Origin of the sequence: Streptomyces sp. NPDC048002, assembly GCF_040653275.1 — a bacterium.
Classification (GTDB): Bacteria; Actinomycetota; Actinomycetes; order Streptomycetales; family Streptomycetaceae; genus Streptomyces.
This window is the reverse complement of record NZ_JBEZNL010000018.1, coordinates 117727-142577: the sequence shown is the minus strand read 5'-3', so window position 1 is coordinate 142577 and position 24851 is coordinate 117727. Positions and strand designations below refer to the sequence as shown.

Genomic DNA, 24851 nt, shown 5'->3' with positions numbered 1-24851 from the left:
CCCGCCTACGCTCGGTGCCATGACCAAGCCCCTCGTCGCCCTGCTCAGCGGCGCCGGTATCAGCACGGACTCCGGAATCCCCGACTACCGCGGGCCGAACGGTCTGTGGCGGCGGGATCCCGAGGCCGAGAAGCTCGTCACGTACGAGTACTACATGGGCGATCCGGAGATCCGCCGGCGCTCCTGGCAGATGAGGCGGGCGAACCGCACGCTGACGGCGGAGCCGAACGCCGCGCACCACGCGGTGGTGGCGCTGGAGCGGTCCGGGGTGCCGGTCAGGGTGATCACCCAGAACGTGGACGGACTGCACCAGCTGGCCGGGATGCCCGACCGCAAGGTGCTCGAACTGCACGGCACCGCACACCGGGTGGTGTGCACCGGGTGCCACGCCCGCGGCCCGATGGAGGAGGCGCTGGCCCGGGTCGAGGCCGGTGAGGCGGACCCGCCGTGCCGCGAGTGCGGCGGGATCCTGAAGTCGGCGACGGTGATGTTCGGCGAGCGGCTGGACCCGGTGGTGCTGGGCGAGGCGGCCGCGATCACCAAGGCCTGCAAGGTGTTCGTCGCGGTCGGCAGCACGCTCCAGGTGCAGCCCGCGGCCGGGCTCGCGGGGGTCGCCGCCGACCACGGGGCGCGGCTGGTCATCGTCAACGCCGAGCCGACGCCGTACGACGAACTCGCCGACGAGGTGATCCGGGAGCCCATCGGCACGGCGCTGCCGGAGCTGCTGCGCGGGCTGGCCGCGTAGATCACAATCCGTTGCATGACCTCTGCCATTCGCCATGTGACGATCGACAGCTCCGACGCCTACGGGCTCGCCACGTTCTGGTCCCGGGTGCTGGGCCTGCCCCTGCACGAGGACGACGAGCCGGGCGCCGGGGAGGCGCTGATCGCGGGGGCGGGGCTGCTGTTCGTCACCGTCCCCGAGCCCAAGACCGTCAAGAACCGGATCCATCTGGACCTTCAGCCGCAGGATGGCACCCGGGAGGAGGAGGTCGAGCGGGTCCTGGCGCTCGGCGCCACCCTGGTCGACGACCGCCGCACCCCGGACGGCCTGGGCTGGGCGGTCCTCGCCGATCCGGAGGGCAACGAGTTCTGTGTGGAGCGCAGCGCGGCGGAGCGCGCGGACTGAACGGACTGAACGGACTGAACGGACTGGCTAGAACAACGCCGTCGCGCGCTCCAGGTCCAGCAGCCGCCGCTTGCGGTCCAGGCCGCCGCCGTAACCCGTGAGGCTGCCGTCGGCGCCCACGACCCGGTGGCACGGGACGACGATGCCGACGGGGTTCTTGCCGTTGGCGAGTCCGACCGCCCGGGAGGCGGCGGGCTTGCCGAGGGCGTCGGCGAGTTCGCCGTAGGTGCGGGTCTCGCCGTACGGGATGCGGCGCAGCTCGTCCCAGACGGTGCGCTGGAACGGCGTGCCGTGCAGCCGGAGTTCGAGGGTGAACTCCGTCAACTCGCCCGCGAAGTAGCCCTCCAGCTGTTCCTCGGCGGCGGCGAACAGGGTGTCGTCGCGGTCGCCGAAGGTCTCCTCGGCGGGGCGGTGGCGCTGCTCGGTCATGTAGAGGCCGCACAGGACCCCGTCGTCGGCGACGAGGGTGAGGGGTCCGTACGGGCTGTCGATCACGCTGTGTCGGCGCATGGAACGTCCTTAGACCGGGAGGAAGTTGATCGGGTGGCTGTCGGTCGCCCAGAGGTACTGGACGGCGTACGCCCGCCAGGGCCGCCAGGCGGCGGCGCGGGCCGTGAGGGCGGCGGGGGTGGAGGGCAGACCCAGTTCGCCCGCCGCGCGGCGGATGCCGAGGTCGGTGGGGAGGAAGGCGTCGGGGTCGCCGAGGGCCCGCATGGCGATGACCTCGACGGTCCAGGGCCCGAAGCCGGGCAGTGCGAGCAGCCGGGCGCGGGCCTCCTCCCAGTCGCTCTCCACGCCCAGGTGGAGGCCGCCGTCGGCGAGCCGGTCCACCAGGGTGGTGAAGGTCCGGCGGCGGCTGCGCGGCATGGCGAGGGACTCCGGGTCCAGCGCGGCCAGGGCCGCGGGCGCCGGGAACAGGTGGGTGAGACCGCCCTCGGGGTCGTCCACCGGCTCGCCGTGCGCGGTGACCAGGCGGGCCGCGTGGGTGCGGGCGGCCGCGGTGGAGACCTGCTGGCCGAGGACGGCCCGGACGGCGAACTCGGCCTCGTCGACGGTGCGCGGCACCCGGCGGCCGGGCGCCTTGGCGACCAGCGGCGCGAGCAGCGGGTCGGTGGAGAGCTGTTCGTCGATCGCTACGGGGTCGGCGTCCAGGTCGAGCAGCCGGCGGCAGCGGCTGATGGCGACGGTCAGGTCGCGCAGGTCGCCGAGGGTGAGCCGGCAGGCGATGTGGTCGGGGCGTGGGGTCAGGGCGACGACGCCGTGGCCGTAGGGCAGGCGCAGAGTGCGGCGGTAGGCGCCGTCGCGCCACTCCTCCACGCCGGGCACGGCGGTCGCGGCGAGGTGGCCGAAGAGGTTGTCGGGGTTGAGCGGTGCGCGGAACGGCAGGCGCAGGGTCAGTGCTCCGGAGGTCCGTCCGGGGCGGGGGGCGCGGGCGCGCAGCTCGCTCGGGGCGAGGGCGTAGACCTCGCGCACGGTGTCGTTGAAGGTGCGGATCGAGGAGAACCCGGCGGCGAAGGCGATCTCCGCCATCGCCAGCGGGGTCGTCTCGATGAGCAGCCGGGCCGTCTGGGCGCGCTGGGCGCGGGCCAGGGCCAGCGGGCCGGCGCCCAGCTCGGCGAGGAGTTGGCGCTCCACCTGGCGGGCGCTGTAGCCGAGCCGGCCGGCCAGCCCCGGCACGCCCTCGCGGTCCACCACCCCGTCGGCGATGAGCCGCATGGCTCGGGCCACCAGGTCGGCGCGCCGGTTCCACTCCGGGGAGCCGGGGCTGGCGTCGGGCCGGCAGCGTTTGCAGGCCCGGAACCCGGCCTGCTGGCAGGCGGCGGCACTCGGGTGGAACACCATGTTCTCGGGCTTGGGCGCGACCACCGGGCAGCTCGGCCGGCAGTAGATCCCGGTGGTCAGGACGGCCGTGTAGAACCAGCCGTCGAAGCGCGCGTCCTTGGCCTGTACGGCCCGCACGCAGCTCTCGGTCTCGGTGTGCATCCCCGTTCGCATGCCTCAAGCATCGAGGACCCGGAGCGGGAAGGCTGGCGAGAATCCGACATCAACCTCGGCTGTCCTGGACCCATGCCGATTCACGCAGCAGCCGGAGCCCGTTGAGTCCGACCAGTACGGTCGAGCCCTCGTGCCCGGCGACGCCGAGCGGGAGCGGGAGGTGGCCGAGCAGGTCCCACAGGACGAGCCCGGTGATGAAGACGCCCGCGATGACGAGGTTCTGCGCCACCAGGCGGCGGGCGGCACGGGAGAGCCGCACCACGGCGGGCACCGTCGTCAGCTCGTCGCGCACGATGACCGCGTCCGCGGTCTCCAGCGCCAGGTCGGAACCGGCCCGGCCCATGGCGATGCCGGAGTGGGCGGCGGCCAGGGCGGGCGCGTCGTTGACGCCGTCGCCGACGAAGAGCACCTTGCGGCCGCTGTCCTGGAGGGCGCGCACGGCCTCGACCTTGTCCTCCGGCAGCAGGCCGGCGCGGACGTCGGTGAGGCCGGTCGCGTCGGCGACGCGGGCCGCGGCGCCGGGGTGGTCGCCGGTGAGCAGGACGGGGGCGGTGCCGGTGAGGGCGGTGAGGGCGGCCGTGGTGGCGGGGGCCTCGGCGCGCAGCCGGTCGGTGAGGGCGAGGGTGCCGACCGGCTCGCCGTCCCGGGTCACGGCCACGACGGTGGCGCCGCTGTCGGTGTCGGCCCGGCCCACGCTCACCTCGTGCCCCTCGACGGTGGCGGTGACGCCCCGGCCGGGGTGGGCGGTGAAGTCCTCGGCGGGGGCGAGCCGCAGGCCGCGGGCGCGGGCGGCGGCGACGACCGCGCGGGCCAGCGGATGCTCGCTGGGGTGTTCGGCGGAGGCGGCGAGGGCGAGCAGCGCGTCCCCGTCGAGGCCGGTCCCGGCGGCCGGGCGCACGGCGGTCACCTCGGGGGCGCCCTCGGTGAGGGTGCCGGTCTTGTCGAGGGCGGCGAGGTCGGTCTCGCCGAGGCGCTCCATCGCCACGGCCGACTTGACCAGCACGCCGTGCCGTCCGGCGTTGGCGATGGCGGAGAGCAGGGGCGGCATGGTCGCGAGGACCACCGCGCACGGCGAGGCGACGATCATGAAGGTCATCGCGCGCAGCAGGGCGTCGGCGAGTTCGGCGCCGAAGGCCAGGGGCACGGCGAAGACGGCGAGGGTGGCGACGACGAGACCGGCCGCGTAGCGCTGCTCGACCTTCTCGATGAAGAGCTGGGTGGGCGCCTTGGTGCGGGACGCCTCCTCGACCAGGGTGACGATCCGGGCGATCACGGAGTCGGCGGGGTCGCGGGCGACCCGGACGCGCAGGGCGCCCGCGCCGTTGAGGGTCCCGGCGAAGACCTCGTCACCGGGGCGCTTGGGGACCGGCAGCGGCTCGCCGGTGATGGTGGCCTCGTCGGCCTCGCTGGTGCCGTCCAGGACGTGTGCGTCGGCTCCGACGCGTTCGCCGGGCCGGATCAGCAGCAGGTCGCCCACGGCGAGCGCGGCGGCCGGGACGGTCTCCTCGCCCGTGTCGGTGATCCGGGTGGCGGTGGTCGGGGCGAGGTCGAGCAGTCCGCGCACGGAGTCGGCGGTGCGGGCGGTGGCCAGGGCCTCCAGCGCGCCGGAGGTGGCGAAGATGACGATCAGCAGGGCGCCGTCGCGGACCTGTCCGATCGAGGCCGCGCCCAGCGCCGCGACGATCATCAGCAGATCGACGTCGAGGGTCTTCTCGCGCAGGGCGCGCAGCCCTTCCAGGGCGGGCTCCCAGCCTCCGGTGGCGTAGGCGGCCGCGTACAGCGGGGCCCAGGCCCAGGCCGGGGCGCCGGCCAGGTCGAGGGCGAGGGCGAGCAGGAAGGCGAGGGTCGCGGCGAGCGCCCAGCGGGCCTCGGGCAGGGTGAGGAACCGGGTGCGGCGGCGCGGGGCGGCCGGGGCGGACGCGGGGGCATGGGCGGGAGCGAGTGCGGTGGACACGCGGGCCACCATACAGGAACACATGAAGACTCATTCATCTGTTCATGTCTGATGGGTAGGATACGCCCATGGGTCATGGAGCCGTCACCACCACCGACGACGAGCGGGTGCGTCTGGACGCCGACAACGTCGCGAAGGTGGCGACCACCCTTCAGGCCCTGTCCACCCCCTCCCGGCTGCTGATCCTGGCCCGGCTGCGCGAGGGCCCGCTGCCGGCCACCGAGTTGGCGGCCGAGGTGGGCATGGAGCAGTCCGCGTGCTCGCACCAGCTGCGGCTGCTGCGCAATCTGGGGCTGGTGGTGGGCGAGCGGCGCGGCCGGTCGGTCGTGTACGCACTGCACGACCACCACGTGGCCGAACTCCTCGACCAGGCCGTCTACCACGTGGAGCATCTGCGCCTGGGGCTCAGCGACACGGCCGAGTGAGCCGACGCGAAGGCTAGGACGCGCGCCCGCGCTGCGCGGTGCGGGGCTCGCCCTCCTCCTCCGCCACGAACTCCACCACCGCCAGGGCGAAGAGCAGGGTGAGGGCCAGGCCGAACACGACCGCGCCGGTCGGGTAGGGCCACAGCACGAAGGCGACCACGGCCGCCGCCACCAGCAGCCAGGAGATCCAGACGCGGTGGCGGTACAGGAAGTGCCCGACCCGTCCGGTGCGCAGGCCCGCCCGGTCCGCGGTGTCCCGCAGCGCGCCGATCCCGGAGTGCCACAACTGCCGGACGAAGCCGGCCCGTCGTCCCGGTCCGGTGAGCCAGGCCGCGAGGGCGACCACCACACCGAGGACGATGCCCACCCGGACGGCGACCCTCAGATAGCGGACGAGGGTGTCGTACACCGACCCGGCGGCCGACTGCGAGACACCCGGTGGCAGGGCGTCGAGGTAGACCACCCGGAAGACGGAGAGCGCGACACCGAGCAGCCCGACGGCGAAGGCGAAGCCGAGCGCCCCGGCGACCAGGGCCCGGCGCCGTCGCACGGCCACCGCCACACCGCCCGCGATCAGCAGGACCGACAGCACGGGGAGCCAGAAGCCGACGAGTTGGAGCAGCCGGAAGCCGGTGCGGACCTTGCCGATGTCCTCCGACTGCACGACGGTGATGTCGGTGTGGATCTCCGGGATGTTCCCGGCGACCGTCAGGCCGTCGTCGACGAGCCGTTCCTTGAGCCGGTCCACGACCGGCCCTAGGTCCACCGTGACCGCGTCGTCCTTGAGCTGCACCGCGCCGCCGCCCGCGCCGGTCAGTGCCTTGACGACGGCGGCGTGGGCCCGGCGGTTGGCCTCGGTCCAGATCGTCTCGAAGGCGTCCGAGGCGACGACGTCCTGCGCCTTGTCGTGCACGAAGCTGCCGACCGCGTCCTGGAGGGAGTCGCCCAGCTTGCCCAGGGCCTTCTCCACCAGCGGCCGGTCCGCGGCGGCCGTGTCCTGGAGCAGCGCGGCCAGGTCGAGGCGGGACATCACGGCGTCGGTGACCCGGGTGGCCACCGCGTTCTGCACGTCCCGGTCGCCGGCGAGCGGCTCGACGGTATCGACATAGCGATCCGTGTCGCCGGCCAGGTCCGCGGTCCACGCGGCGACCGCGCCGAGCGGGGCGAGGATGCAGCCGAGGACGATCATCACGGTCGCCAGCACGGCCCGGCCCACATGCCGTTTCGGCCGCGCGGCCCGCTCCTCCTCCAGCGCGGCGACCCGCGCTCGCAGCCGTTCCAGCTCCTCCGGGGAGGCGCCCGCGGCGTCGCCGTCGCCTGCCATGCCGTTCTCCCTCCTGCTCCCCCGGGTCTCAGCAGAACCCGGGGAGCGGAGGGCGGCGACCGTGGCGGGCCGGACGGGTGAGCGGACGGGCCGCATCGCGCCCGCTCAGCGCAGTTGGGCGGGGAGGACCCCGTGCGGCCGCTCAGCACAGTGGGCCGGCGAGGACCCCGTACGGCCCCTCAGCACAGTTGATCGGCGAGGACCTCGTGCGCCCGCCCAGCGCAGCTGCTCGGCGAGGACCCCGCACGCCCCCTCAGCGCAGCTGCTCGGCGAAGGCCTCGTACGCCCGCTCGTCGAAGAGGACGAACCGCGCCTCCTCGACCTCCGTCCGCGCGTCGCGCACCGTCTCCACGGCGATCCGGGCCGCGTCCCGCATCGGCCAGCGGTAGACACCGGTGGAGACGGCCGGGAAGGCGACCGTGCGGGCGCCCAGTTCGTCGGCCACGCGCAGGGACTCGCGGTAGCAGGAGGCGAGCAGGTCCGAGCGGTCCTCGGTGTCGCTGTGCACCGGGCCGACGGTGTGGATCACCCACCGGGCGTCGAGGTCTCCGGCCGTGGTGGCGACCGCCCGGCCCGTGGCCAGGCCCTTGCCGTAGTGGGAGGCGCGCAGCGCCCTGCACGCTTCGAGGATCGCCGGGCCGCCGCGCCGGTGGATGGCGCCGTCGACTCCGCCGCCGCCGAGCAGCGAGGAGTTGGCCGCGTTGACGATGGCGTCGGCGCTCTGGCGGGTGATGTCGCCCTGGACGAGCGTGATGGCGGTCATGTCTGCCTCAGTCTTCTCCAGACGGCCTTGGCCGCGTTGTGCCCCGACATCCCGTGCACACCGGGTCCGGGCGGGGTGGCCGAGGAGCAGATGAAGACCGCCGGGTGCGGGGTGGAGTAGGGGAACAGGGACAGCTTCGGCCGCAGCATCAGCTGGAGTCCGGAGGCCGCGCCGGAGCCGATGTCGCCGCCGACGTAGTTGGCGTTGCGGGCGGCGAGTTCGGCGGGTCCGGCCGTGGCGCGGGCGAGGACGAGGTCCCGGAAGCCCGGCGCGTGGCGCTCCAGTTGGCGTTCCATCGCTTCGGTGAGATCGCCGGTCCAGCCGTTGGGCACATGCGCATACGCCCAGAAGACCTGCTTCCCCGCGGGGGCCCGGTCCGGGTCGACGACCCCGGGCTGGACCGTGATCATGAACGGCCGGTCGGGTGCCCGGCCCTCCCGGGAGGCGGCGCGCAGCGCAGCGCCGATCTCCGCGCTGCCCGCGCCGAGCTGGACCGTCCCGGCCCGACGCGCCTCCGGGGCGGTCCACGGGACCGGTCCGTCCAGCGCGTAGTCGATCTTGAAGACGCCGGCACCGTACCGGTAGCGCTCGTAGTAGCGCCCGAACCCGGCGATCCGGGCCAGGGCGGTCGGTGAGGTGTCGAAGATGTACGAGCGGGCCGGCGGCAGGTCGTCGAGGCGCTTGACCTCGTAGTCGGTGTGGATCACGCCGCCGAGGTCCTTCAGGTACGCGGCGAGCGCGTCGGAGATCGCCTGGGAGCCGCCGCGGGCCACCGGCCAGCCCCGGGCGTGCGCGGCCAGGGCGAAGACCAGGCCCACGGCGCCGGTGGCGAAGCCGTTGAGCGGCGCCATGACATGGGCCACCAGGCCGGCGAAGAGGGTCTTGGCGCGCTCGCCCTGGAAGCGGCGGGTCAGCCAGCTGGACGGAGGCAGTCCGGCCAGGCCGAAACGGGCGAGGGTGACCGGGTCGCGGGGCAGGGAGGTCAGCGGCAGGGACATGAAGTCCCGGGCCAGGGTGTCCCAGCGGGACAGGAAGGGCTCGACCAGTCTGCGGTAGGCGCCCGCGTCCCGTGCCCCGAAGGAGGCGGCCGTCTCCCCGACGGAGCGGGACAGCACCGCGGCGGTGCCGTCCGGGAACGGGTGCGCCATCGGCAGGTCGGCGTGCAGCCACTCCAGGCCGTAGCGCCCGAGCGGCAGGGCGCGGAACGCCGGGGAGTTGACGCCCAGCGGGTGCGCCGCCGCGCAGGGGTCGTGGCGGAACCCCGGCAGGGTGAGTTCCTCGGTGCGGGCGCCTCCGCCCACGGTGTCGCGCGCCTCGAAGACGGCGACGGAGAATCCCCGCCTGGCCAGCTCCACGGCGGCGGTCAGCCCGTTCGGCCCCGCCCCCACCACGACCGCATCGAGCATCGACGGCACCTTCGGACTCCTTCGTCAGCCGATGGCCACTCGGGATCAGGATAGGCCGGGGCACCGACAGCGGGGGAAGCACGGGCCCGGACGGGACAGCCCGGACGGGACAGCCCGGCCACCGCCCTCCGGGCGGGCCGGTCCGGTCAAGGTCCCGGCGGGCGGGCGAACCCGGTGTCCCGGATGCGCCCCGCCCCAGCTGTCCCCATTCGTCCGCCGCCGTCGTCGTCCGGTTGCTCAGGCTGGCCGTTCAGGCCGACTGCGCCCTCAGCAGCGCGCGCAGCCGACGCGCCGTGGCCTCGTCGCGGGCGGCCGTGAACGGCAGGGTGTTGCCGCCCGTCACCCGGAACGGCTCGCCGGTGAGGGTGAGATGGGCGCCGCCCGCCTCCTCGACCAGCAGCAGGCCCGCCGCGTGGTCCCAGGCGGCCTCCCAGCTGAAGGCGACACCGTCGGACTCGCCCCGCGCGACGGCGAGGTACTCAAGGCCCGCCGAGCCGCAGGCACGCGGCGCGACGCCCTCGGTCCACAGGCCGAGCAGGGCCCGCTTCTGCGCCTCGGTGGTGTAGTCGGGGTGGGAGGTGGCCACCCGCAGGTCCCGGCCGGCTTCCGGGGCGCCCGGGCGCAGGCGCTCGCCGTCGAGGAAGGCTCCCTGTCCGCGTACCGCGGTGGCGAGCAGGTCCAGGGCGGGGGCGTAGGTCCAGGAGGCGAGGAGTTCGCCGCCCCGGGCCAGCGCGACCAGGGTGCAGAAGCCGGTGTCGCCGGCGACGAACTGGCGGGTGCCGTCGACGGGGTCGACGATCCAGACGGGGGCGTCGCCGCGTATCGCCTCGTAGGTCGTGGGGTCGGCGTGCACCGCCTCCTCGCCGACCACGACGGAGCCGGGCAGCAGGGCGCCGAGTGCCTCGGTGAGGTACTGCTCGGCCTTGCGGTCGGCGTCCGTCACCAGGTCGTGCGGCCCGTTCTTCTGGTCGACCTCGTGCTCGGCCAGCTTGCGCCAGCGCGGCATGATCTCCAGGGCGGCGGCCCGGCGGACGGCCTCGGTCACGTCGGAGGAGTGGTGGGCGAGAAACTCGTCGATGGTTTCCGTGTCTACGATCATGCCTCCATAAGAACATGGCGCTCTGACAGCCCCGGCCGGGCGGGGTGCACTCCGGGTGGAATCGGGATGAATACGCGGGTACGCGACCGGCGCCGCGGACCGGGTCACCGGATCACCGGATCACCGGGTCACCGGCCCACGGCGTAGCCCTGCATCCCGCGCGGGTTGGCGGCCGCCGACAGCAGGCCGGTCCGCGGATCCCGCGCGACCGCGCACAGCCGCCCCTCGGACCAGGGCTCACCGACGGTCACCCGGTGCCCGCGTGCGATCAGCTCGGCGATCACAGCGGCGTCGGTGCGGGACTCCACCGTGACGCCACCCGGCACCGTCCCGCGGGGGTGGAAGGAGCTGGGGAAGCTGTCGTTGTGCCAGTTCGGGGCGTCGATCGCGCCCTGGAGGTCGAGACCTCCACGCACCGGCCCGCGCCCCGCGACCCCGAGGAAGAAGTGCAGCTGCCACTGGTCCTGCTGGTCGCCGCCCGGGGTGCCGAACGCCAGCACCGGTTCTCCGTCGCGCAGGGCCAGCGAGGGCGAGAGAGTGGTGCGGGGGCGCCGCCCGGGGGTGAGGGTGGCCGGGAGTCCCTCCTCCAGCCAGGTCATCTGGAGCCGGGTACCGAGGGGGAAGCCCAGTTCGGGCACGACGGGGTTGGACTGGAACCAGCCGCCGCTGGGCGTGGCGGCGATCATGTTGCCCCAGCGGTCGACGACGTCGAGGTGGCAGGTGTCGCCGCGGGTCGCCCCGTCCGGGCCCGCCCCGGGCTCCCCCGGCGCGTCGTAGCGGGCCGCCGTGGGCTCACCGGCACCCGGGGCACGGACCCGGTCGCCGAGGACCGTGCCCGCGTAGGCGCTCAGACGGGGTGTCCGGCCTCCGGGGCTGCCGGGGCGCAGCGCGTGGGAGGCCCGTTCGCCGACGAGCGCGCGCCGCTCCGCGTTGTACTCGGCGGACAGCAGCTCGGCGAGCGGTACGTCGCCCGTGTCGCCGTACCAGGCCTCCCGGTCGGCCATGGCCAGTTTGCAGCCCTCGATCAGCAGATGGAGGTGGTCGGCCGAGCCGTACGGCGGCAACTCGTCGGGGAGGAGCGCGAGTTGCTGGAGGAGGACCGGGCCCTGGCTCCAGGGGCCGGCCTTGCACAGGGTCCAGCCGTTCCAGTCGTACGTCACCGGCGCCTCGTAGCTCGCGGACCAGCCGGCGAGGTCGTCGGCGGTGAGCGTGCCGGTGTGGTGCTCGCCGCTGGTGTCCAGGGTGGGCCGCGCCGCCTGCCGGACGAGGGCCTCGGCGATGAAGCCGGTGCGCCACACCTCGCGGGCCGCCTCGATCTGCGCCTCGCGGTCGCCCGCCCCCGCCACCTCGGCGAGCAGCCGCTTCCAGGTCGCGGCGAGGGCGGGGTTGCGGAACAGCAGGCCGGGGCGGGGCGGGTGTCCGTCCGGCAGGTACAGCCGCGCCGACGACGTCCACTCGGTCTCGAACAGTTCGCGTACCGCCTCGACGGTGGCGCCGACGTTCTCCACCGGGGCGTGCCCGTGTTCGGCGTAGCCGACGGCGTACTTCAGCACGTCGGCGAGGGTGCGGGTGCCGTGGTCGCGCAGGAGCAGCAGCCAGGCGTCGAAGGCGCCGGGCACGGCCGCGGCGAGGGGGCCGGTGCCGGGGACGAGGTCCAGGCCGAGGCCGCGGTAGTGGGCGACGGTGGCGCCGGCCGGGGTGACGCCCTGTCCGCACAGCACCCGCACCTCGCCGCCGGCCGGTGCCAGCAGCGCGGGCACCTCGCCGGCCGGTCCGTTCAGGTGCGGCTCGACGACGTGCAGCACGAACGCTCCCGCCACGGCGGCGTCGAAGGCGTTGCCGCCGTCCTCCAGCACCGCCATCGCCGACTGGGAGGCCAGCCAGTGGGTGGAGGACACCATCCCGAAGGTGCCTTGGAGCGTGGGGCGGGAGGTGAACAAGGGCGGTCTCCTCACTGCGCGTGCGGCGGGTCGTGGCATCGTACGTGGATCACTCCGCCGCACCGGTGGGTGCCCGCACGAGGCGGGGTCAGTCCCCGGCGCGGGCCCGTACCAGCCCGGACTCGTAGGCGAACACGACCAGTTGGGCGCGGTCCCGGGCGCCGAGCTTGGTCATGGCGCGGCTGATGTGGGTCTTGGCGGTGAAGGGGCTGATGACCATGTGCCCGGCGATCTCCTCGTTGCTGAGCCCGCGCGCGGCCAGGGCCGTCACCTCGCGTTCGCGGCGGGTGAGCCCCTCCAGGCCAGGGGCGGTGGCCCGGTCCGGGGGCCGGGCCACGAACTCGCCGATGAGGGTGCGGGTGACCGAGGGCGAGAGCAGGGCCTCGCCGCGGGCCACGACCTCGATCGCCTGGAGCAGGTCGGCGGGCTCGGTGTCCTTGAGCAGGAAGCCGCTCGCGCCCGCGCGCAGCGCCTGGAAGACGTACTCGTCGTGGCCGTAGTTGGTGAGGATCACCACGCGGACGGCGGCCAGCGCGGGGTCGGCGGCGATGGCGCGGGTGGCCTCGATGCCGGTCATCACCGGCATCTGCACGTCGATCAGCGCGATGTCGGGGACCTCGGCGCGGACCAGGGCGACCCCGCGTTCCCCGTCGCACGCCTCGCCGACCACCTCGATGCCGCCCTCGGCGTCGAGCAGCGCCCGGAACCCGGCCCGCATCAGCGCCTGGTCGTCGACGAGCGCGACCCGGATCACGCCGCCTCCCCGAGCGGCAGCCGGGCCCGTACCGAGAAGCCGCCCTCCGCGCGCGGGCCGGCGTGCAGGGTGCCGCCGAGGGCGTGGACGCGTTCCCGCATGCCGGTCAGGCCGATGCCGGGCACCGGCGGCCGGTCCGGCACGGCCTTCCCGTCGTCCTCCACCCGCACCGTCAGCTCCTCGTGGCCGTAGGCGAGTTCGACGCGGACCTTCGCCGGACCGGCGTGCCGGGCGGCATTCGTCAGCGCCTCCTGGACGATGCGGTACACCGCGCGGTCCACAGTCGCGGTGAGGGGACGCTCCTCGCCGCTCACCGCCAACTCCGCCGCCAGGCCCGCCGCGCGGGCCCGCTCCACCAGCAGGGCGGGAGTGCCGGCCGGTTCGTCGGTGCGCAGCACCTCCAGCGTGGCCCGCAGTTCGCGCATCGCCTCGCCGCTCGCCTCCTGGATGGCGAGCAGCGCGGGCGGCACATCCTCGCCCCGTTTGCGGGCCAGATGGACGGCGACGCCCGCCTGGAGTTTGACGATCGAGATGCTGTGGGTGAGCGAGTCGTGCAACTCCCTGGCTATGCGCAGGCGTTCCTCGCCGGCCCGGCGCAGGGCCGCCTCCTCGCGGGTGCGCTCGGCCTCCAGGGCGCGCTGTTCGGTCTGGCGCAGATACGCCTGCCAGTTGCGGTCGGCCTGCCCGGTGACCACCGCGCACAGGAACCAGCCCGCGAGCAGCGCGGACTTCTCCAGCACCGGTTGGCCGCCGGGTCCGGTGGCGAGGTACGCCGCGAGGAACACCCCCGCGCCCGCCGCGGCGACCGCCCGGTGTCCGACCCGGGCCGCGGTGTGCACGGCGCCGATGACGGGCAGGGCGGCCAGGGTGCCGGGGTGGGCGTGCAGCACGTACGCGGCGCCGCTGGCCGAGGCGACGGCCAGCACGGCGCGCGGGGCCATCCGGTGGAAGGCCAGCGCCGCGCTCCCGACGACGACGAGGAGCAGGTCGACGGGGGCCGTGCCGGAGTCCGCGGCGGTCGTGGTGAGCACGAGGACGCCGACCACAACGGCCAGGGCCGCGTCGCCGAGTTGTCCGCGTGTGATCCGGATCCCCCTCATGGACGGCACAGTAGACGCTCGCCCCGACCTCGGCGTCAGCCCTGTGGACAACTCCCGGCCTACTCCCCGTGCAGTACCCGCGGGCCCAGGACCGCCCCGTGGGCGCAGCGCGGACTCCCTCCGGACGTACGACGACCCGAACCCCCGCCGGGGCGCAGGCTGCTGCCCATGACCACACCGTTCCGCCACACCGAGCCCCTGCCGCCCAAGGCGGCCACCGGACGCACCGCCGAGGTGTTCGAGCAGATCAGCCGCGAGTTCGGCATCGCCGATCCGTCCACCTTCGTGGTGCTCTCCCCCGTGCCCGAACTGCTGGCGTCGGCCTGGGCGTTGACGCGCGAGTCGCTGATCGCCGGCCCGGGCACCAGGACCGGCAAGGAGATCGCCGCGCTGGGGGTGTCGCAGGCCAACCAGTGCCCGTTCTGCGTGGACGCCCACACCGTGCTGCTGCACGCCACCGGCGACCACACCCTCGCCGAACGCCTGGCGCGGGGCGAGGTTCCCGAGGACGAACGGGACGCGCGCGTGCTGGAGTGGGGCCGGCGCTCCCGGATCCCGAGCCCGTCCTCCGCTCCTTACCCCTTCCCCCGCGAGGAGGCGCCCGGCTACTTCGGCACCGCGCTCGGCTTCCACTTCATCAACCGGATCGCCTCGGCCCTGCTGACCGAGAACCTGCTGCCCGGGGGCGCCCAGCGGCTGCGGGTGGTGCGCAGCCTCACGGGCCGCGCGCTCGCGCGGACCGTGCGCCGACCGGTCCGCCCCGGGGACTCGCTGGCCCTGCTGCCGGGCTCGGACTCCGGCGAGGCGCCCGCGTGGGCGGCCGGCACCGCGGTCGGTCCGGCGTACGCGGCGCTGCTCGGGGCGGCCATGGCGGGCGCGGAGCTGCTCGACCCCGAGGACCGGTCCCTGGTGCTGGAGACGCTGTGGCACTGGGACGGACGGCACCCGGGGGTCGGCCTGGAGGGCGTCCCGGACCGCGCGGAGCGGCCGGGGGCGCGGCTGGCGCTGCTGGCGGCGCTCGCTCCGTACCGGATCACCGACGAGGACGTGGCGGCCTGGCGCGGGCCGGAGCGCACGGACGCGTGCCTGGTGCGGCTCGTGGCGTTCGGGGCCTTCACCGCGGTCGACCGGATCGAGTCGGCGCTGAGCCGTTCGAGTGTGCGGACATAACACGCATATGCCGCACGCCTGGTGGGTCACAGTGACGGGGCACGCACGGAGCGAAGTGACACTTCCGCCCCACAGGCAGGCGTGCAACACTGCCGTCCCGTCCGCTGTGCGGACTCGCTCCGCACCGTCCCCCACGAAAAGTGACCCGTGCGTCCCCTTTCGCTGCCGCTCGCCCTCACCGCCCGACTGTCCCCCGTCGTGGTGCTCGCCGCCGCGGGCTGGGCGCTGACGTCCGGTCCGTTCGCCGCGACCCCGGAGTCCGAGCCCCAGGCACAGACAGAGACGAAGACGGAGAACCAGTCCGCCTCCGCGCCCTCCACCGCGGCCGCGTCGAAGACGTACACGGACGCGCCCGCGCCCTGCGAGAGCGTCCCCAAGGCGACGGTGACCTCCCTCGTGCCCGGCGCCAAGACCGCCGGCAAGGAGATCCCGTCGACCGACACCGACCTGCGCCGCACCTGCTCCTGGAACGCGCTCAAGGGGTACGACTACCGCTGGCTCGACGTCTCCTTCGAGATCACCGAATCCGACGAGAAGGCGCGGAAGTCCTACGCGGACCGGGTCGAGGACAAGAGCGGCGGCGGCGAGGTGCCGGGCCTCGGCGACGCGGGCTACTCGGTGGTGAACCTGACCACCGAGGACGGGCAGAAGACCCGTGAGGGCGTGGTGCTGGCCCAGGTCTCCAACGCGCTGGTCGTCGTCACGTACAACGGCAGCGACTTCGAGACCAAGGAGGCGCCCAGCTCGGACGAGATCAACAAGGGTGCCATCAAGGCGGCGAAGGCCGCCGTCGCGGCGCTGGAGGACGGCGCCTCGAAGGGCTGACCGTCCTCCGGCCCGGACGTCACAGGGCGCGGTCCTCCCGGCCGCGCAGCAGCATCAGGCCCAGGTAGAGGACCATCGAGGTGCCCAGGCCCACCGCCCAGCCGTAGTCGGCGAGCGGGGACAGGGCGGGGATCGGGACTCCGTCGATCAGCGGGTCGAAGTCGGCGCCGCCGACGGCCAGTACACCGCCGGTCAGGAAGGCGACGACGGCCCGCCAGTTCCAGCCGTGCTCGTACCAGTAGCGGCCGCCCTCGCGGTACAGGTCGGCCAGGTCGAGCCGGGCGCGGCGGAGCAGCCAGTAGTCGGCGATCAGGATGCCGGCGACCGTGCCGAGCAGCCCGCCGACCAGGCCCAGCCAGGTGAAGATGTAGCCCTGCGGGTCGGAGTACAGCTTCCACGGGAAGATCAGGACGCCCAGCACGCAGGTGGCGAGGGCGCCGGTCCGGAAAGTGATCTTCCGGGGCGCGATGTTGGAGAAGTCGAAGGCCGGCGAGACCAGGTTGGCGGCGACGTTGACCGAGAGGGTCGCCACCAGCACGGTCACCAGGGCGAAGAGCAGCCCGACCACGTTGTCGGTCTTGGCGGCCAGTTGCACCGGGTCCCAGATCGGCTCGCCGTAGACGGCGGCCGAGCCGGAGGTGACCATCACGGACAGGAACGCGAACAGCGTCATGGTCGTGGGAAGCCCGAGGGCCTGGCCCCAGGTCTGGGCCTTCTGGCTCCTGCCGTACCGGGTGAAGTCGGGGATGTTCAGCGACAGCGTGGACCAGAAGCCGATCATGCCCATCAGGGCGGGCCAGAACAGCTTCCAGAAGTCGGCGCCCCAGCCCAGCTGGGAGGGCTGGTCCAGGAGCGGGCCGAAGCCGCCGGCCTTGCTGCTCATCCACCACAGCATCACGAAGGCGCCGACCAGGACGAAGGGCGCGGCCCAGTTCTCGAACCGGCGGATGGTCTCCATGCCCCGGTAGATGATCGCGACCTGGATCGCCCAGAAGATCGCGAACGACAGCCACATGGTCCAGGGGTGACCGCCGATCAGACCCGCTTCCGCCCAGCCGTCGCCGATCAGCTTCCCGGCGAGGAAGAAGATCGCCTCACCGCCGATCCAGGTCTGGATGCCGAACCAGCCGCACGCCACCAACGCCCGTACCACGGCGGGCAGGTTGGCCCCGCGGATCCCGAAGGAGGCGCGCGCGAAGACCGGGAAGGGGATGCCGTACTTGGGTCCGGCGTGCCCGGTGAGCAGCATCGGCACCAGCACGATGACATTGGCCAGGGCGATGGTGAGCACCGCCTGCTTCCAGTCCATGCCGACCGCGATGAGCCCGGAGGCCAGGGTCCAGGAGGCGGTGTTGTGGGCCATGCCGACCCAGAGCGCGGAGAAGTTGTACGTGGTCCAGGTCCGCTTCTCGACCGGAACCGGGAGCAGGTCGTCGTTGGCGTAGCGGCCGCTGGGCGGCGGGGACCCCGGGGCGAACTCCACCCGGCCGTCGGCCAGGGTGACTTGGGCGGACGGCGGTATCGCCGTGGGAGCGGTGTCGGTCATGGGCAGGCCAATCAGGGACGGTGGGACGGGAAAGGCCGTGCGGGTGGCGCCGATGGGGGGTGCGCTCGGGGGCGAGCGTCCTGGGCCCCCTCCCCGGGACGGCGGGGAGGGGGAGTTCTCAGGGGTGGGTGCCTCAGCCGTTGAGCGCGGGGATGACCTCGGCCCCGTACGCGTCGATGACGGCTTCCTGGGCGTCGTGCATGTCGTAGACGGCGAACTGGTCCACGCCCAGCTCGCGCAGGGCGGTCAGCTTCTCGATGTGGCGCTCCACCGGGCCGATGACGCAGAACCGGTCGACGATCTCGTCGGGCACGAACGCGGTGTCGGGGTTGTCGGCCCGCCCGTGGTGGGAGTAGTCGTAGCCCTCGCGGGCCTTGATGTAGTCGGTCAGCTCCTCGGGGACGGACGCCGAGTGCTCGCCGTACTTGGCGACCAGGTCGGCGACGTGGTTGCCGACCATGCCGCCGAACCAGCGGCACTGCTCACGCGCGTGGGCGAGCGCCTCGGGCGAGTCGTCCTCGGTGACGTACGCGGGGGCGGCGACGCAGATCTTCACGTCCCCGGGGTCCCGGCCGGCCGCGACCGCCGCGTCCTTGACCGCCTTGACCATGTACTCGGTGAGATACAGGTCGGAGAGCTGGAGGATGAAGCCGTCCGCCTCCTCGCCGGTCATCTTCAGCGCCTTCGGCCCGTACGCGGCCATCCAGACGGGGAGTTCGGCGCCCTCGCCGATCCAGGGGAAGCTGATCGTCGTGCCGCCGAGGTCGGCCTCCTCCCCACTGGCCAGGGCCCGGATGACCTTCATCGCCTCGCTGATCCGGGCCAGGGTGTTGGGCTTGCGGCCGGCCACCCGCATCGCGGAGTCGCCGCGGCCGATGCCGCAGACCGTGCGGTTGCCGAACATGTCGTTGAGGGTGGCGAAGGTGGAGGCGGTGACCTCCCAGGTGCGGGTGCCCGGGTTGGTCACCATGGGCCCGACCGTCAACTTCGTGGTGTTGGAGAGGATCTGACTGTAGATCACGAACGGTTCCTGCCACAGCACGGCCGAGTCGAAGGTCCAGCCGTACGTGAACCCGTTGCGCTCGGCCCGCTTCATCAGGCTGATGACCTTCGAGGCCGGCGGGTCGGTCTGCAGGACGAGTCCGAAGTCCATGTGCGCCACTCCTAGGTGAGGTACTGACAGGTGGAGCGGGGCGTGTAGACCCCGTGTCCGGCTCGGCCGGTGTACTCCCGCTCGTCGATGACGACCTCGCCGCGCGAGAGGACCGTCTCCACCCGGCCGGTGGTGCGCCGGCCCTCGTAGGCCGAGTAGTCGACGTTCATGTGGTGGGTCTCGGCCGACATGACCTGTTCGGCCTGCGGGTCGTAGATGACGATGTCGGCGTCGGAGCCCGGCGCGATGGTGCCCTTCTTCGGGTACATGCCGAACATGCGCGCCGGGGTGGCGCAGGCGATCTCGATCCAGCGGCGGCGCGAGATGTGCCCGTCGACGACGGCCTGATGGAGCAGGTCCATCCGGTTCTCCACGCCCGGCAGGCCGTTGGGGATCCTGGAGAAGTCGCCGCGGCCCAGCTCCTTCTGGCCCACGAAGCAGAAGGGGCAGTGGTCGGTGGAGACGACCTGGAGATCGTTGGTCCGCAGCCCCTGCCACAGCTTGGCCTGGTGCTCCCGGGGCCTGAGCGGCGTGGAGCAGACGTACTTGGCGCCCTCGAAGTCGGGCTCGGCGAGGTTGTCGGTGGACAGGAACAGGTACTGCGGGCAGGTCTCGCCGAAGACGTTGAGCCCCTCGTCACGGGCGCGGGCCAGCTCCGCCACGGCCTCCATGGCGGAGACGTGCACGACGTACAGGGGGGCGCCCGCGACCTGGGCCAGCCGGATGGCGCGGTGGGTGGCCTCGGCCTCCAGCAGCGCCTTGCGGACCTCGCCGTGGTAGCGCGGATCGGTCTCCCCGCGGGCCAGCGCCTGCTCCACCAGCACGTCGATGGCGATGCCGTTCTCGGCGTGCATCATGATCAGCCCGCCGTTCTCGGCGGAGCGCTGCATCGCGCGCAGGATCTGGCCGTCGTCGGAGTAGAAGACTCCCGGGTAGGCCATGAACTGCTTGAAGGAGGTGACACCCTCCTCCACCAGCAGGTCCATCTCCTTCAGGGTGTCCTGGTTGACGTCGGAGACGATCATGTGGAAGCCGTAGTCGATGGCGCAGTTGCCCTCGGCCTTGGCGTGCCAGGCGTCCAGGCCCTCGCGCAGCGAGTGCCCGACGCTCTGCACGGCGAAGTCCACGATGGTGGTCGTCCCGCCCCAGGCGGCCGCCCGGGTGCCGGTCTCGAAGGTGTCGGAGGCGAAGGTGCCGCCGAAGGGCAGCTCCATATGGGTGTGGGCGTCGACCCCGCCCGGGATGACGTACTTCCCGGTGGCGTCGATCGTGCGGTCCGCGCTCCAGCCCTGCGTACCGGGCACGGCGAGGGCGGCCACCCGGCCGTCCTCGATCAGGACGTCGGCGTGGACCTCGTCGGACGCGGTGACGACGAGACCGCCACGGATTACTGTTCGGCCGGCCATGGGTCCTCTCCCTCGGTGGTCATGAGCGGGTGATTCACGGTGCTGTCAGCGGCCCGTACGCCCCCGGAGCCCGGTCGCGGTAGAACTGCCAGCGGTCGCGGACCTCGCGGAGCTTGGCCAGGTCCAGGTCGCGGACGACGAGTTCGGTCTCCTTGTCGCTCGCCACCTCCCCGACGAACTGGGCCTCGGGGTCCACGAAGTACGTCGTGCCGTAGAAGTCGTTGTCGCCGAGGTCCTCCACGCCGACCCGGTTGATCGCGCCGACGAAGTACTCGTTGGCGACGGCCGCCGCCGGCTGCTCCAGCTGCCACAGGTAGCGGGAGAGCCCGCGCGAGGTGGCCGAGGGGTTGAAGACGATCTCGGCTCCGGCCAGGCCCAGCGCCCGCCAGCCCTCCGGGAAGTGCCGGTCGTAGCAGATGTACACGCCGACCTTGCCGACGGCCGTCTCGAAGACGGGCCAGCCGCTGTTCCCGGGGCGGAAGTAGAACTTCTCCCAGAATCCCTGCACTTGGGGGATGTGGGTCTTGCGGTACTTGCCGAGGTAGGAGCCGTCGGCGTCGATCACGGCCGCGGTGTTGTAGAGCACCCCGGGCTGCTCCTCCTCGTACATCGGCAGCACCAGGACGAGGCCCAGCTCCTTCGCGACCGCCTGGAAGCGCCGTACGGTCGGGCCCTCGGGGATCTGCTCGGCGTACTCGTAGAACGCCTTGTCCTGCACCTGGCAGAAGTACGGTCCGTAGAACAGCTCCTGGAAGCACAGGACTTGAGCACCCTGCGCGGCCGCGTCGCGGGCCGCCTGCTCGTGTACCTGGATCATCGACTCCTTGTCGCCCGTCCACGCGGTCTGGAAGAGGGCGGCACGGATCACTCTGCTCATCGGGACCTCCGGTCGCTCGGTGTGCAGCGAGACTAGGAAGTCCGACAGCGCGCTTCGACTGGCACGGTGTCACGTCTGCGGGCCTCGGGCGTGCCACGGTGTCACCCTGTCGCAGGCCCATGTTTCACCGCCGTTTTCCCAGGTCGTCGCATGTTTCAGCCCTGTTGCGCGTCGTGTGCGAGCAGGGCGATGTGCACCGAGGCGGCCTGCTCGAAGTCGTCCAGGTCGGCACCGAGCCGCGCCTGTATGACCTCCAGCCGGCGGTAGAGCGCGGGCCGCGAGACATGGTGGAGCTGGGCGGTGCGGGACTTGTTGCGGCCGGTGGCGAGGTAGGTGCGCAGCACGGCCAGCAGGTCCTCCTCCGAGGCCGAGAGCAGTCCGTCCAACTCCCGTTCCGCGAAGGACTGGACGTGCGGGTCGTCCCGCAACAGGCGTACCAGGCCGCGCAGATGGACGTCCCTGAGGCGCACCAGGACGGGGAGGTCCATGGCGGCCGCCGAGTCCGCGACCGCGTCGGCCACGTGCTGCGCCTCGCGGAGACCGGCGGGCACCTCGTCCCAGACGGCGCGGGGGTCCGCGGCGGCGACCACGGTGCCGGGCGCCTCCGAGCGCAGCCGGGCCGCGAAGTGAGCGGCGAGTCCGGGCGCGTCCTGGTCGCGCGCGAGGCTCAGCAGCACGGCGGTGACCGAGTCGGCGAGTTCGGCGACGATGCCGGGCAGTCCCAGCATCCGCAGCACCCGGTCGAGCTGGGCGGGTTCGCCGTGCCGGACGACCAGCGGCACGAAGGTGCGCCGGTTGACGGGCAGTCCGGCCGCCCGCGCCCGGGGCAGCAGTTGGCGGGCCGGTACGACCCCGCTGACCAGGTCGGTGAGCAGGCTCTGCGCGGACTGTTCCTCCCAGGTGCAGGCGGAGTTCCCGGCCAGCATGCGGTGCAGCACCAGGGCCTCGGCGGCCCGGTCGGCGAGCAGCCGGCCGGTGGCCCGGTCGCCGCGGTAGCCGCACAGCACGATCCGGCCCCAGCGCTCGCCCCGGCCGCCGAGTTCGGCGCGGATCCAGCCGTCGCCCTCGCTGCCGCCGGCCTGCCGGGCGATGCGCTCCCAGTCGCGCAGCACGTCGTCCACGGCCGGCCGCTCGCCCGCGGTGGCGAGAACGCGGTGGGCGAGGTTGGTGACGACGACCGGGCAGGCGCTGTGCTGGGCGATCTCGTCGAGCAGCCGCTGGAGCGGGGCGCCCGCGGTGATCAGCCCGGTGAGGGCGGTGCGCACCGACTCCGACAGACTGACCGCGGCGAACTTCCGCCTTACCAGCCGGGACTGGACCTCCTCGGTCAGCTCGGCGAACGGGAAGGGCCGGTGCAGCACGACCATGGGCAGCCCGCACCGCTCGGCCGCCCGGCGCATCACCTCGGGGGCGGCCGGGAAGGCGCGGCCGAGTCCCAGGACGACGGCCGCGGCCTCCGCGCGGTGCAGGGACTGGATGTACTCGGTCTGCGCGCTCTCGTCGCCGGCCAGCAGCACCCCGGTGGTCAGCACCATCTCGCCTCCGCTGAGCATCACCCCGACGTCGGCGGCCTCGGCCACATGGACCCAGCGCACCGCCCGGTCGAGCTGTCCGGCGCCGGCCACCACCTCGGGCTCTCCGGCCAGCACCCGTTCCAGCGTGAGGACCTGACGGACCGACAGGGCGGGTTCCACGGTGGTGGTCATGACGGTGTTCCCTTACTGAAGGCCCCGCAGAGCGTGTCGTTCCCTCACTGAAGGCCCCGCAGAGCGCGTTCGAGGATCGCGGCACCCTCCTCGGCCTCCGCGACGGAGAGCGACAGCGGCGGGGCGACCCGCAGCGCGCTGGTGTCGTGGCCGCCGCCCTTGCCGATCAGCAGCCCGCCCGCGCGGGCCGCCTCCAGCACGGCGGCCGCGGCCTGCGGCGCCGCCCGGTCGGTCCCCGGTTCGGTCAGCTCGATGCCGATCATCAGCCCGCGCCCGCGGACCTCCCGCACGTACGGCACCTGGGCGGCGACCGCCCTCAGCCGCTCGATCAGCAGTCCGCCGACCCGCCGGGCGTTGCCCTGAAGATCGTGCTCCAGCAGGTACGAGAGGTTGGCGAGGCCGGCCGCCATGGTGACCTGGGTGCCGCCGAAGGTCGAGATGCTGTTGGAGTCCAGGCAGTTCATGATCTCGGCGCGGGCGATGACCCCGCCGACGGACATGCCGTTGCCGATGCCCTTGGCGAAGGTGACGATGTCCGGCGGACCGTGCTGTCCATGGGCCTGCCAGCCCCAGAAGTGGTCGCCGGTACGGCCCCAGCCGGTCTGCACCTCGTCGGCGATCCAGAGGATGCCGTGCTCGGCGAGCACCTGGCGGAAGGCCGCGTACAGGCCGTCGGGCGGGGAGGTGAACCCGCCGACGCCCTGGACGGGTTCGGCGATCAGGGCCGCGGGTGCCCGGGTGTGGCCGAGCAGGTCCTTGAGGTCCGCCACGCAGGCGGCGGTGAACTCGGCGTCGTCCAGGTGGGCGTAGGGGCCGCGGGTGCGGACGCCGCCGTGCACGTACAGCGTCTGGAGCGGTGACAGGGAGGTCGGGGACCAGCCGCGGTTGCCGGTGATGCCGACCGCGCTGAAGGAGCGGCCGTGGTAGCTGTTGCGCATCGCCAGCACGGTGTTGCTGCGCCGGTACGCGGTGGCGAGCAGCAGCGCGGTGTCGTTGGCCTCGGTGCCGGAGGTGGTGAAGAAGACCCGGGCGTCCGGGATGCCGGACAAGTGGGCGATCCGCTCGGCCAGTTCGACCATCGGCCGGTTGAGGTAGAGCGTGGAGGAGTGGATGATCCGCCCGGCCTGCTCGCTCACCGCCTTCGTCACCTCGGGCAGGGCGTGCGCGGTCATCGTGGTGAGGATGCCGCCGAAGAAGTCGAGGTACCTGTTGCCCTCGGAGTCCCAGACATGACGGCCCTCGCCGTGGGTGATCTCCAGCGGGTCCTCGTAGTAGAGGGCGAGCCAGTCGGGCAGCACCCGGCGGTGGCGTCCCAGCAGGTCGTCGCCGTTCACGGCCGCACCAGCCCTTCGTAGGCGTCGGGACGCCGGTCGCGGTAGAAGGCCCACTGCTGCCGGACCTCCTCGATCAGGTCGAAGTCGAGGTCGCGGACGAGGAGTTCCTCCTTGCTGTCGCTGGCGACCTCCCCCACGAACTGTCCGCGCGGGTCGACGAAGTAGCTCGTGCCGTAGAAGTCGTTGTCGCCGTACTCCTCGACGCCGACCCGGTTGATGGCGGCGACGAAGTACTCGTTGGCTACGGCCGCCGCGGGCTGCTCCAGCCGCCACAGGTAGGACGAGAGGCCGCGGTGGGTGGCGGAGGGGTTGTAGACCAGCTGGGCGCCGTTCAGGCCGAGTTGGCGCCAGCCCTCGGGGAAGTGCCGGTCGTAGCAGATGTAGACGCCGACCTTGCCGACGGCCGTCTCGAAGACGGGCCAGCCCGCGTTCCCGGGTTTGAAGTAGTACTTCTCCCAGAATCCCTTCACCTGCGGGATGTGGTGCTTGCGGTACTTGCCGAGGTAGCTGCCGTCGGCGTCGATCACGGCGGCGGTGTTGTAGTAGAAGCCGGACTGCTCGACCTCGAAGACCGGGACGACGATCACCATGCCGGTCTCGCGGGCGAGTTCCCGCATCCGGGTCACGGTCGGCCCGTCGGGCACCGGCTCCGCCCAGCGGTAGTGCTCCGGGTCCTGGACCTGGCAGAAGTAGGGGGCGTTGAAGACTTCCTGGAACCCGATCACCGCGGCGCCCCTGCGGGCCGCCTCGCGGGCGTGCTCCTCGTGCTTCGCCACCATGGACTCGGTGTCGCCGGTCCAGGTGGCCTGGACCAGAGCGGCGCGTACGACGTTGGCCATGAGCTGCTCCTTCGACGGGACGTCAGAGCCTCTACGCCCGTAGATGCAGGCCGTAGAGGCACGAACGTAAGCCTCCCGGACGGGCTTGCCAAGACCATCGTCGTTA

General features: G+C 73.1%; 22 protein-coding genes. 5 read left to right on the top strand and 17 right to left on the bottom strand.

Going from position 1 to position 24851, the window contains the following annotated elements:
* Positions 1-19: 19 nt before the first annotated feature.
* Positions 20-745: a Sir2 family NAD-dependent protein deacetylase gene (locus AB0E07_RS22715; RefSeq protein WP_362254936.1), complete on the top strand. Its 726-nt coding sequence runs from the start codon at positions 20-22 to the stop codon at positions 743-745.
* 15 nt (positions 746-760) lie between these two features.
* Entirely contained in the window at positions 761-1129 is a 369-nt protein-coding gene (locus AB0E07_RS22710; protein ID WP_362254933.1) for a VOC family protein, read from the top strand.
* 27 nt (positions 1130-1156) lie between these two features.
* On the opposite strand, the gene AB0E07_RS22705 is transcribed toward AB0E07_RS22710, so the two are convergent.
* The 3 genes from AB0E07_RS22705 to AB0E07_RS22695 are packed head-to-tail and all read right to left on the bottom strand — an operon-like array spanning position 1157 to position 5090.
* Complete coding sequence (locus AB0E07_RS22705; RefSeq protein WP_362254930.1) at positions 1157-1639, bottom strand: methylated-DNA--[protein]-cysteine S-methyltransferase; 483 nt, start codon at positions 1637-1639, stop codon at positions 1157-1159.
* 9 nt (positions 1640-1648) lie between these two features.
* Positions 1649-3124, bottom strand: a complete 1476-nt coding sequence (locus AB0E07_RS22700; protein WP_362254927.1) for an AlkA N-terminal domain-containing protein — start codon at positions 3122-3124, stop codon at positions 1649-1651.
* A 49-nt stretch (positions 3125-3173) separates the two neighbouring features.
* Positions 3174-5090: a heavy metal translocating P-type ATPase gene (locus AB0E07_RS22695; RefSeq protein WP_362254924.1), complete on the bottom strand. Its 1917-nt coding sequence runs from the start codon at positions 5088-5090 to the stop codon at positions 3174-3176.
* 56 nt (positions 5091-5146) lie between these two features.
* On the opposite strand from AB0E07_RS22695, the gene AB0E07_RS22690 reads away from it, so the two are divergent.
* Positions 5147-5503, top strand: coding sequence for a metalloregulator ArsR/SmtB family transcription factor (locus tag AB0E07_RS22690; protein WP_351924940.1), 357 nt, complete (start codon positions 5147-5149; stop codon positions 5501-5503).
* Between the two features lie 13 nt (positions 5504-5516).
* On the opposite strand, the gene AB0E07_RS22685 is transcribed toward AB0E07_RS22690, so the two are convergent.
* The 7 genes from AB0E07_RS22685 to AB0E07_RS22655 form a co-directional block, all read right to left on the bottom strand.
* Complete coding sequence (locus AB0E07_RS22685) at positions 5517-6827, bottom strand: hypothetical protein (RefSeq protein WP_362254920.1); 1311 nt, start codon at positions 6825-6827, stop codon at positions 5517-5519.
* A gap of 253 nt (positions 6828-7080) precedes the next feature.
* On the bottom strand, positions 7081-7590 hold the full coding sequence (locus AB0E07_RS22680; protein ID WP_362254917.1) for an O-acetyl-ADP-ribose deacetylase: 510 nt from the start codon (positions 7588-7590) through the stop codon (positions 7081-7083).
* Complete coding sequence (locus AB0E07_RS22675) at positions 7587-8996, bottom strand: NAD(P)/FAD-dependent oxidoreductase (RefSeq protein WP_362254915.1); 1410 nt, start codon at positions 8994-8996, stop codon at positions 7587-7589. Before AB0E07_RS22675 ends, AB0E07_RS22680 begins: the two co-directional genes overlap by 4 nt.
* A gap of 250 nt (positions 8997-9246) precedes the next feature.
* Entirely contained in the window at positions 9247-10095 is an 849-nt protein-coding gene (locus AB0E07_RS22670) for an inositol monophosphatase family protein (RefSeq protein WP_362254912.1), read from the bottom strand.
* A gap of 128 nt (positions 10096-10223) precedes the next feature.
* Entirely contained in the window at positions 10224-12035 is a 1812-nt protein-coding gene (locus AB0E07_RS22665) for a gamma-glutamyltransferase (protein WP_362254909.1), read from the bottom strand.
* A gap of 88 nt (positions 12036-12123) precedes the next feature.
* The gene (locus AB0E07_RS22660; protein WP_362254906.1) at positions 12124-12789 is read right to left on the bottom strand and encodes a response regulator transcription factor; all 666 of its coding nucleotides are present in this window, start codon (positions 12787-12789) and stop codon (positions 12124-12126) included.
* On the bottom strand, positions 12786-13889 hold the full coding sequence (locus tag AB0E07_RS22655) for a sensor histidine kinase (protein WP_362254904.1): 1104 nt from the start codon (positions 13887-13889) through the stop codon (positions 12786-12788). Before AB0E07_RS22655 ends, AB0E07_RS22660 begins: the two co-directional genes overlap by 4 nt.
* A gap of 168 nt (positions 13890-14057) precedes the next feature.
* Between AB0E07_RS22655 and AB0E07_RS22650 the strand changes: the two genes are divergently transcribed.
* The gene (locus AB0E07_RS22650) at positions 14058-15059 is read left to right on the top strand and encodes a carboxymuconolactone decarboxylase family protein (RefSeq protein ID WP_362254901.1); all 1002 of its coding nucleotides are present in this window, start codon (positions 14058-14060) and stop codon (positions 15057-15059) included.
* 147 nt (positions 15060-15206) lie between these two features.
* Positions 15207-15884: a hypothetical protein gene (locus AB0E07_RS22645; RefSeq protein WP_362254898.1), complete on the top strand. Its 678-nt coding sequence runs from the start codon at positions 15207-15209 to the stop codon at positions 15882-15884.
* A 19-nt stretch (positions 15885-15903) separates the two neighbouring features.
* Here the strand turns inward: AB0E07_RS22645 and AB0E07_RS22640 are convergent, their stop codons facing one another.
* The 7 genes from AB0E07_RS22640 to AB0E07_RS22610 form a co-directional block, all read right to left on the bottom strand.
* Positions 15904-17430: an NCS1 family nucleobase:cation symporter-1 gene (locus AB0E07_RS22640; protein WP_362254895.1), complete on the bottom strand. Its 1527-nt coding sequence runs from the start codon at positions 17428-17430 to the stop codon at positions 15904-15906.
* Positions 17431-17563: 133 nt separating this feature from the next.
* On the bottom strand, positions 17564-18583 hold the full coding sequence (locus AB0E07_RS22635; RefSeq protein WP_362254892.1) for a TIGR03842 family LLM class F420-dependent oxidoreductase: 1020 nt from the start codon (positions 18581-18583) through the stop codon (positions 17564-17566).
* 11 nt (positions 18584-18594) lie between these two features.
* The gene (gene hydA / locus AB0E07_RS22630) at positions 18595-19989 is read right to left on the bottom strand and encodes a dihydropyrimidinase (protein WP_362254889.1); all 1395 of its coding nucleotides are present in this window, start codon (positions 19987-19989) and stop codon (positions 18595-18597) included.
* 34 nt (positions 19990-20023) lie between these two features.
* Positions 20024-20866: a nitrilase-related carbon-nitrogen hydrolase gene (locus AB0E07_RS22625; RefSeq protein WP_362254886.1), complete on the bottom strand. Its 843-nt coding sequence runs from the start codon at positions 20864-20866 to the stop codon at positions 20024-20026.
* Between the two features lie 155 nt (positions 20867-21021).
* Positions 21022-22572, bottom strand: a complete 1551-nt coding sequence (locus tag AB0E07_RS22620; protein ID WP_362254883.1) for a PucR family transcriptional regulator — start codon at positions 22570-22572, stop codon at positions 21022-21024.
* A 44-nt stretch (positions 22573-22616) separates the two neighbouring features.
* Positions 22617-23906, bottom strand: coding sequence for an aspartate aminotransferase family protein (locus AB0E07_RS22615; protein ID WP_362254881.1), 1290 nt, complete (start codon positions 23904-23906; stop codon positions 22617-22619).
* On the bottom strand, positions 23903-24745 hold the full coding sequence (locus tag AB0E07_RS22610; RefSeq protein ID WP_362254878.1) for a nitrilase-related carbon-nitrogen hydrolase: 843 nt from the start codon (positions 24743-24745) through the stop codon (positions 23903-23905). Before AB0E07_RS22610 ends, AB0E07_RS22615 begins: the two co-directional genes overlap by 4 nt.
* Between the last annotated feature and the right edge of the window lie 106 nt (positions 24746-24851).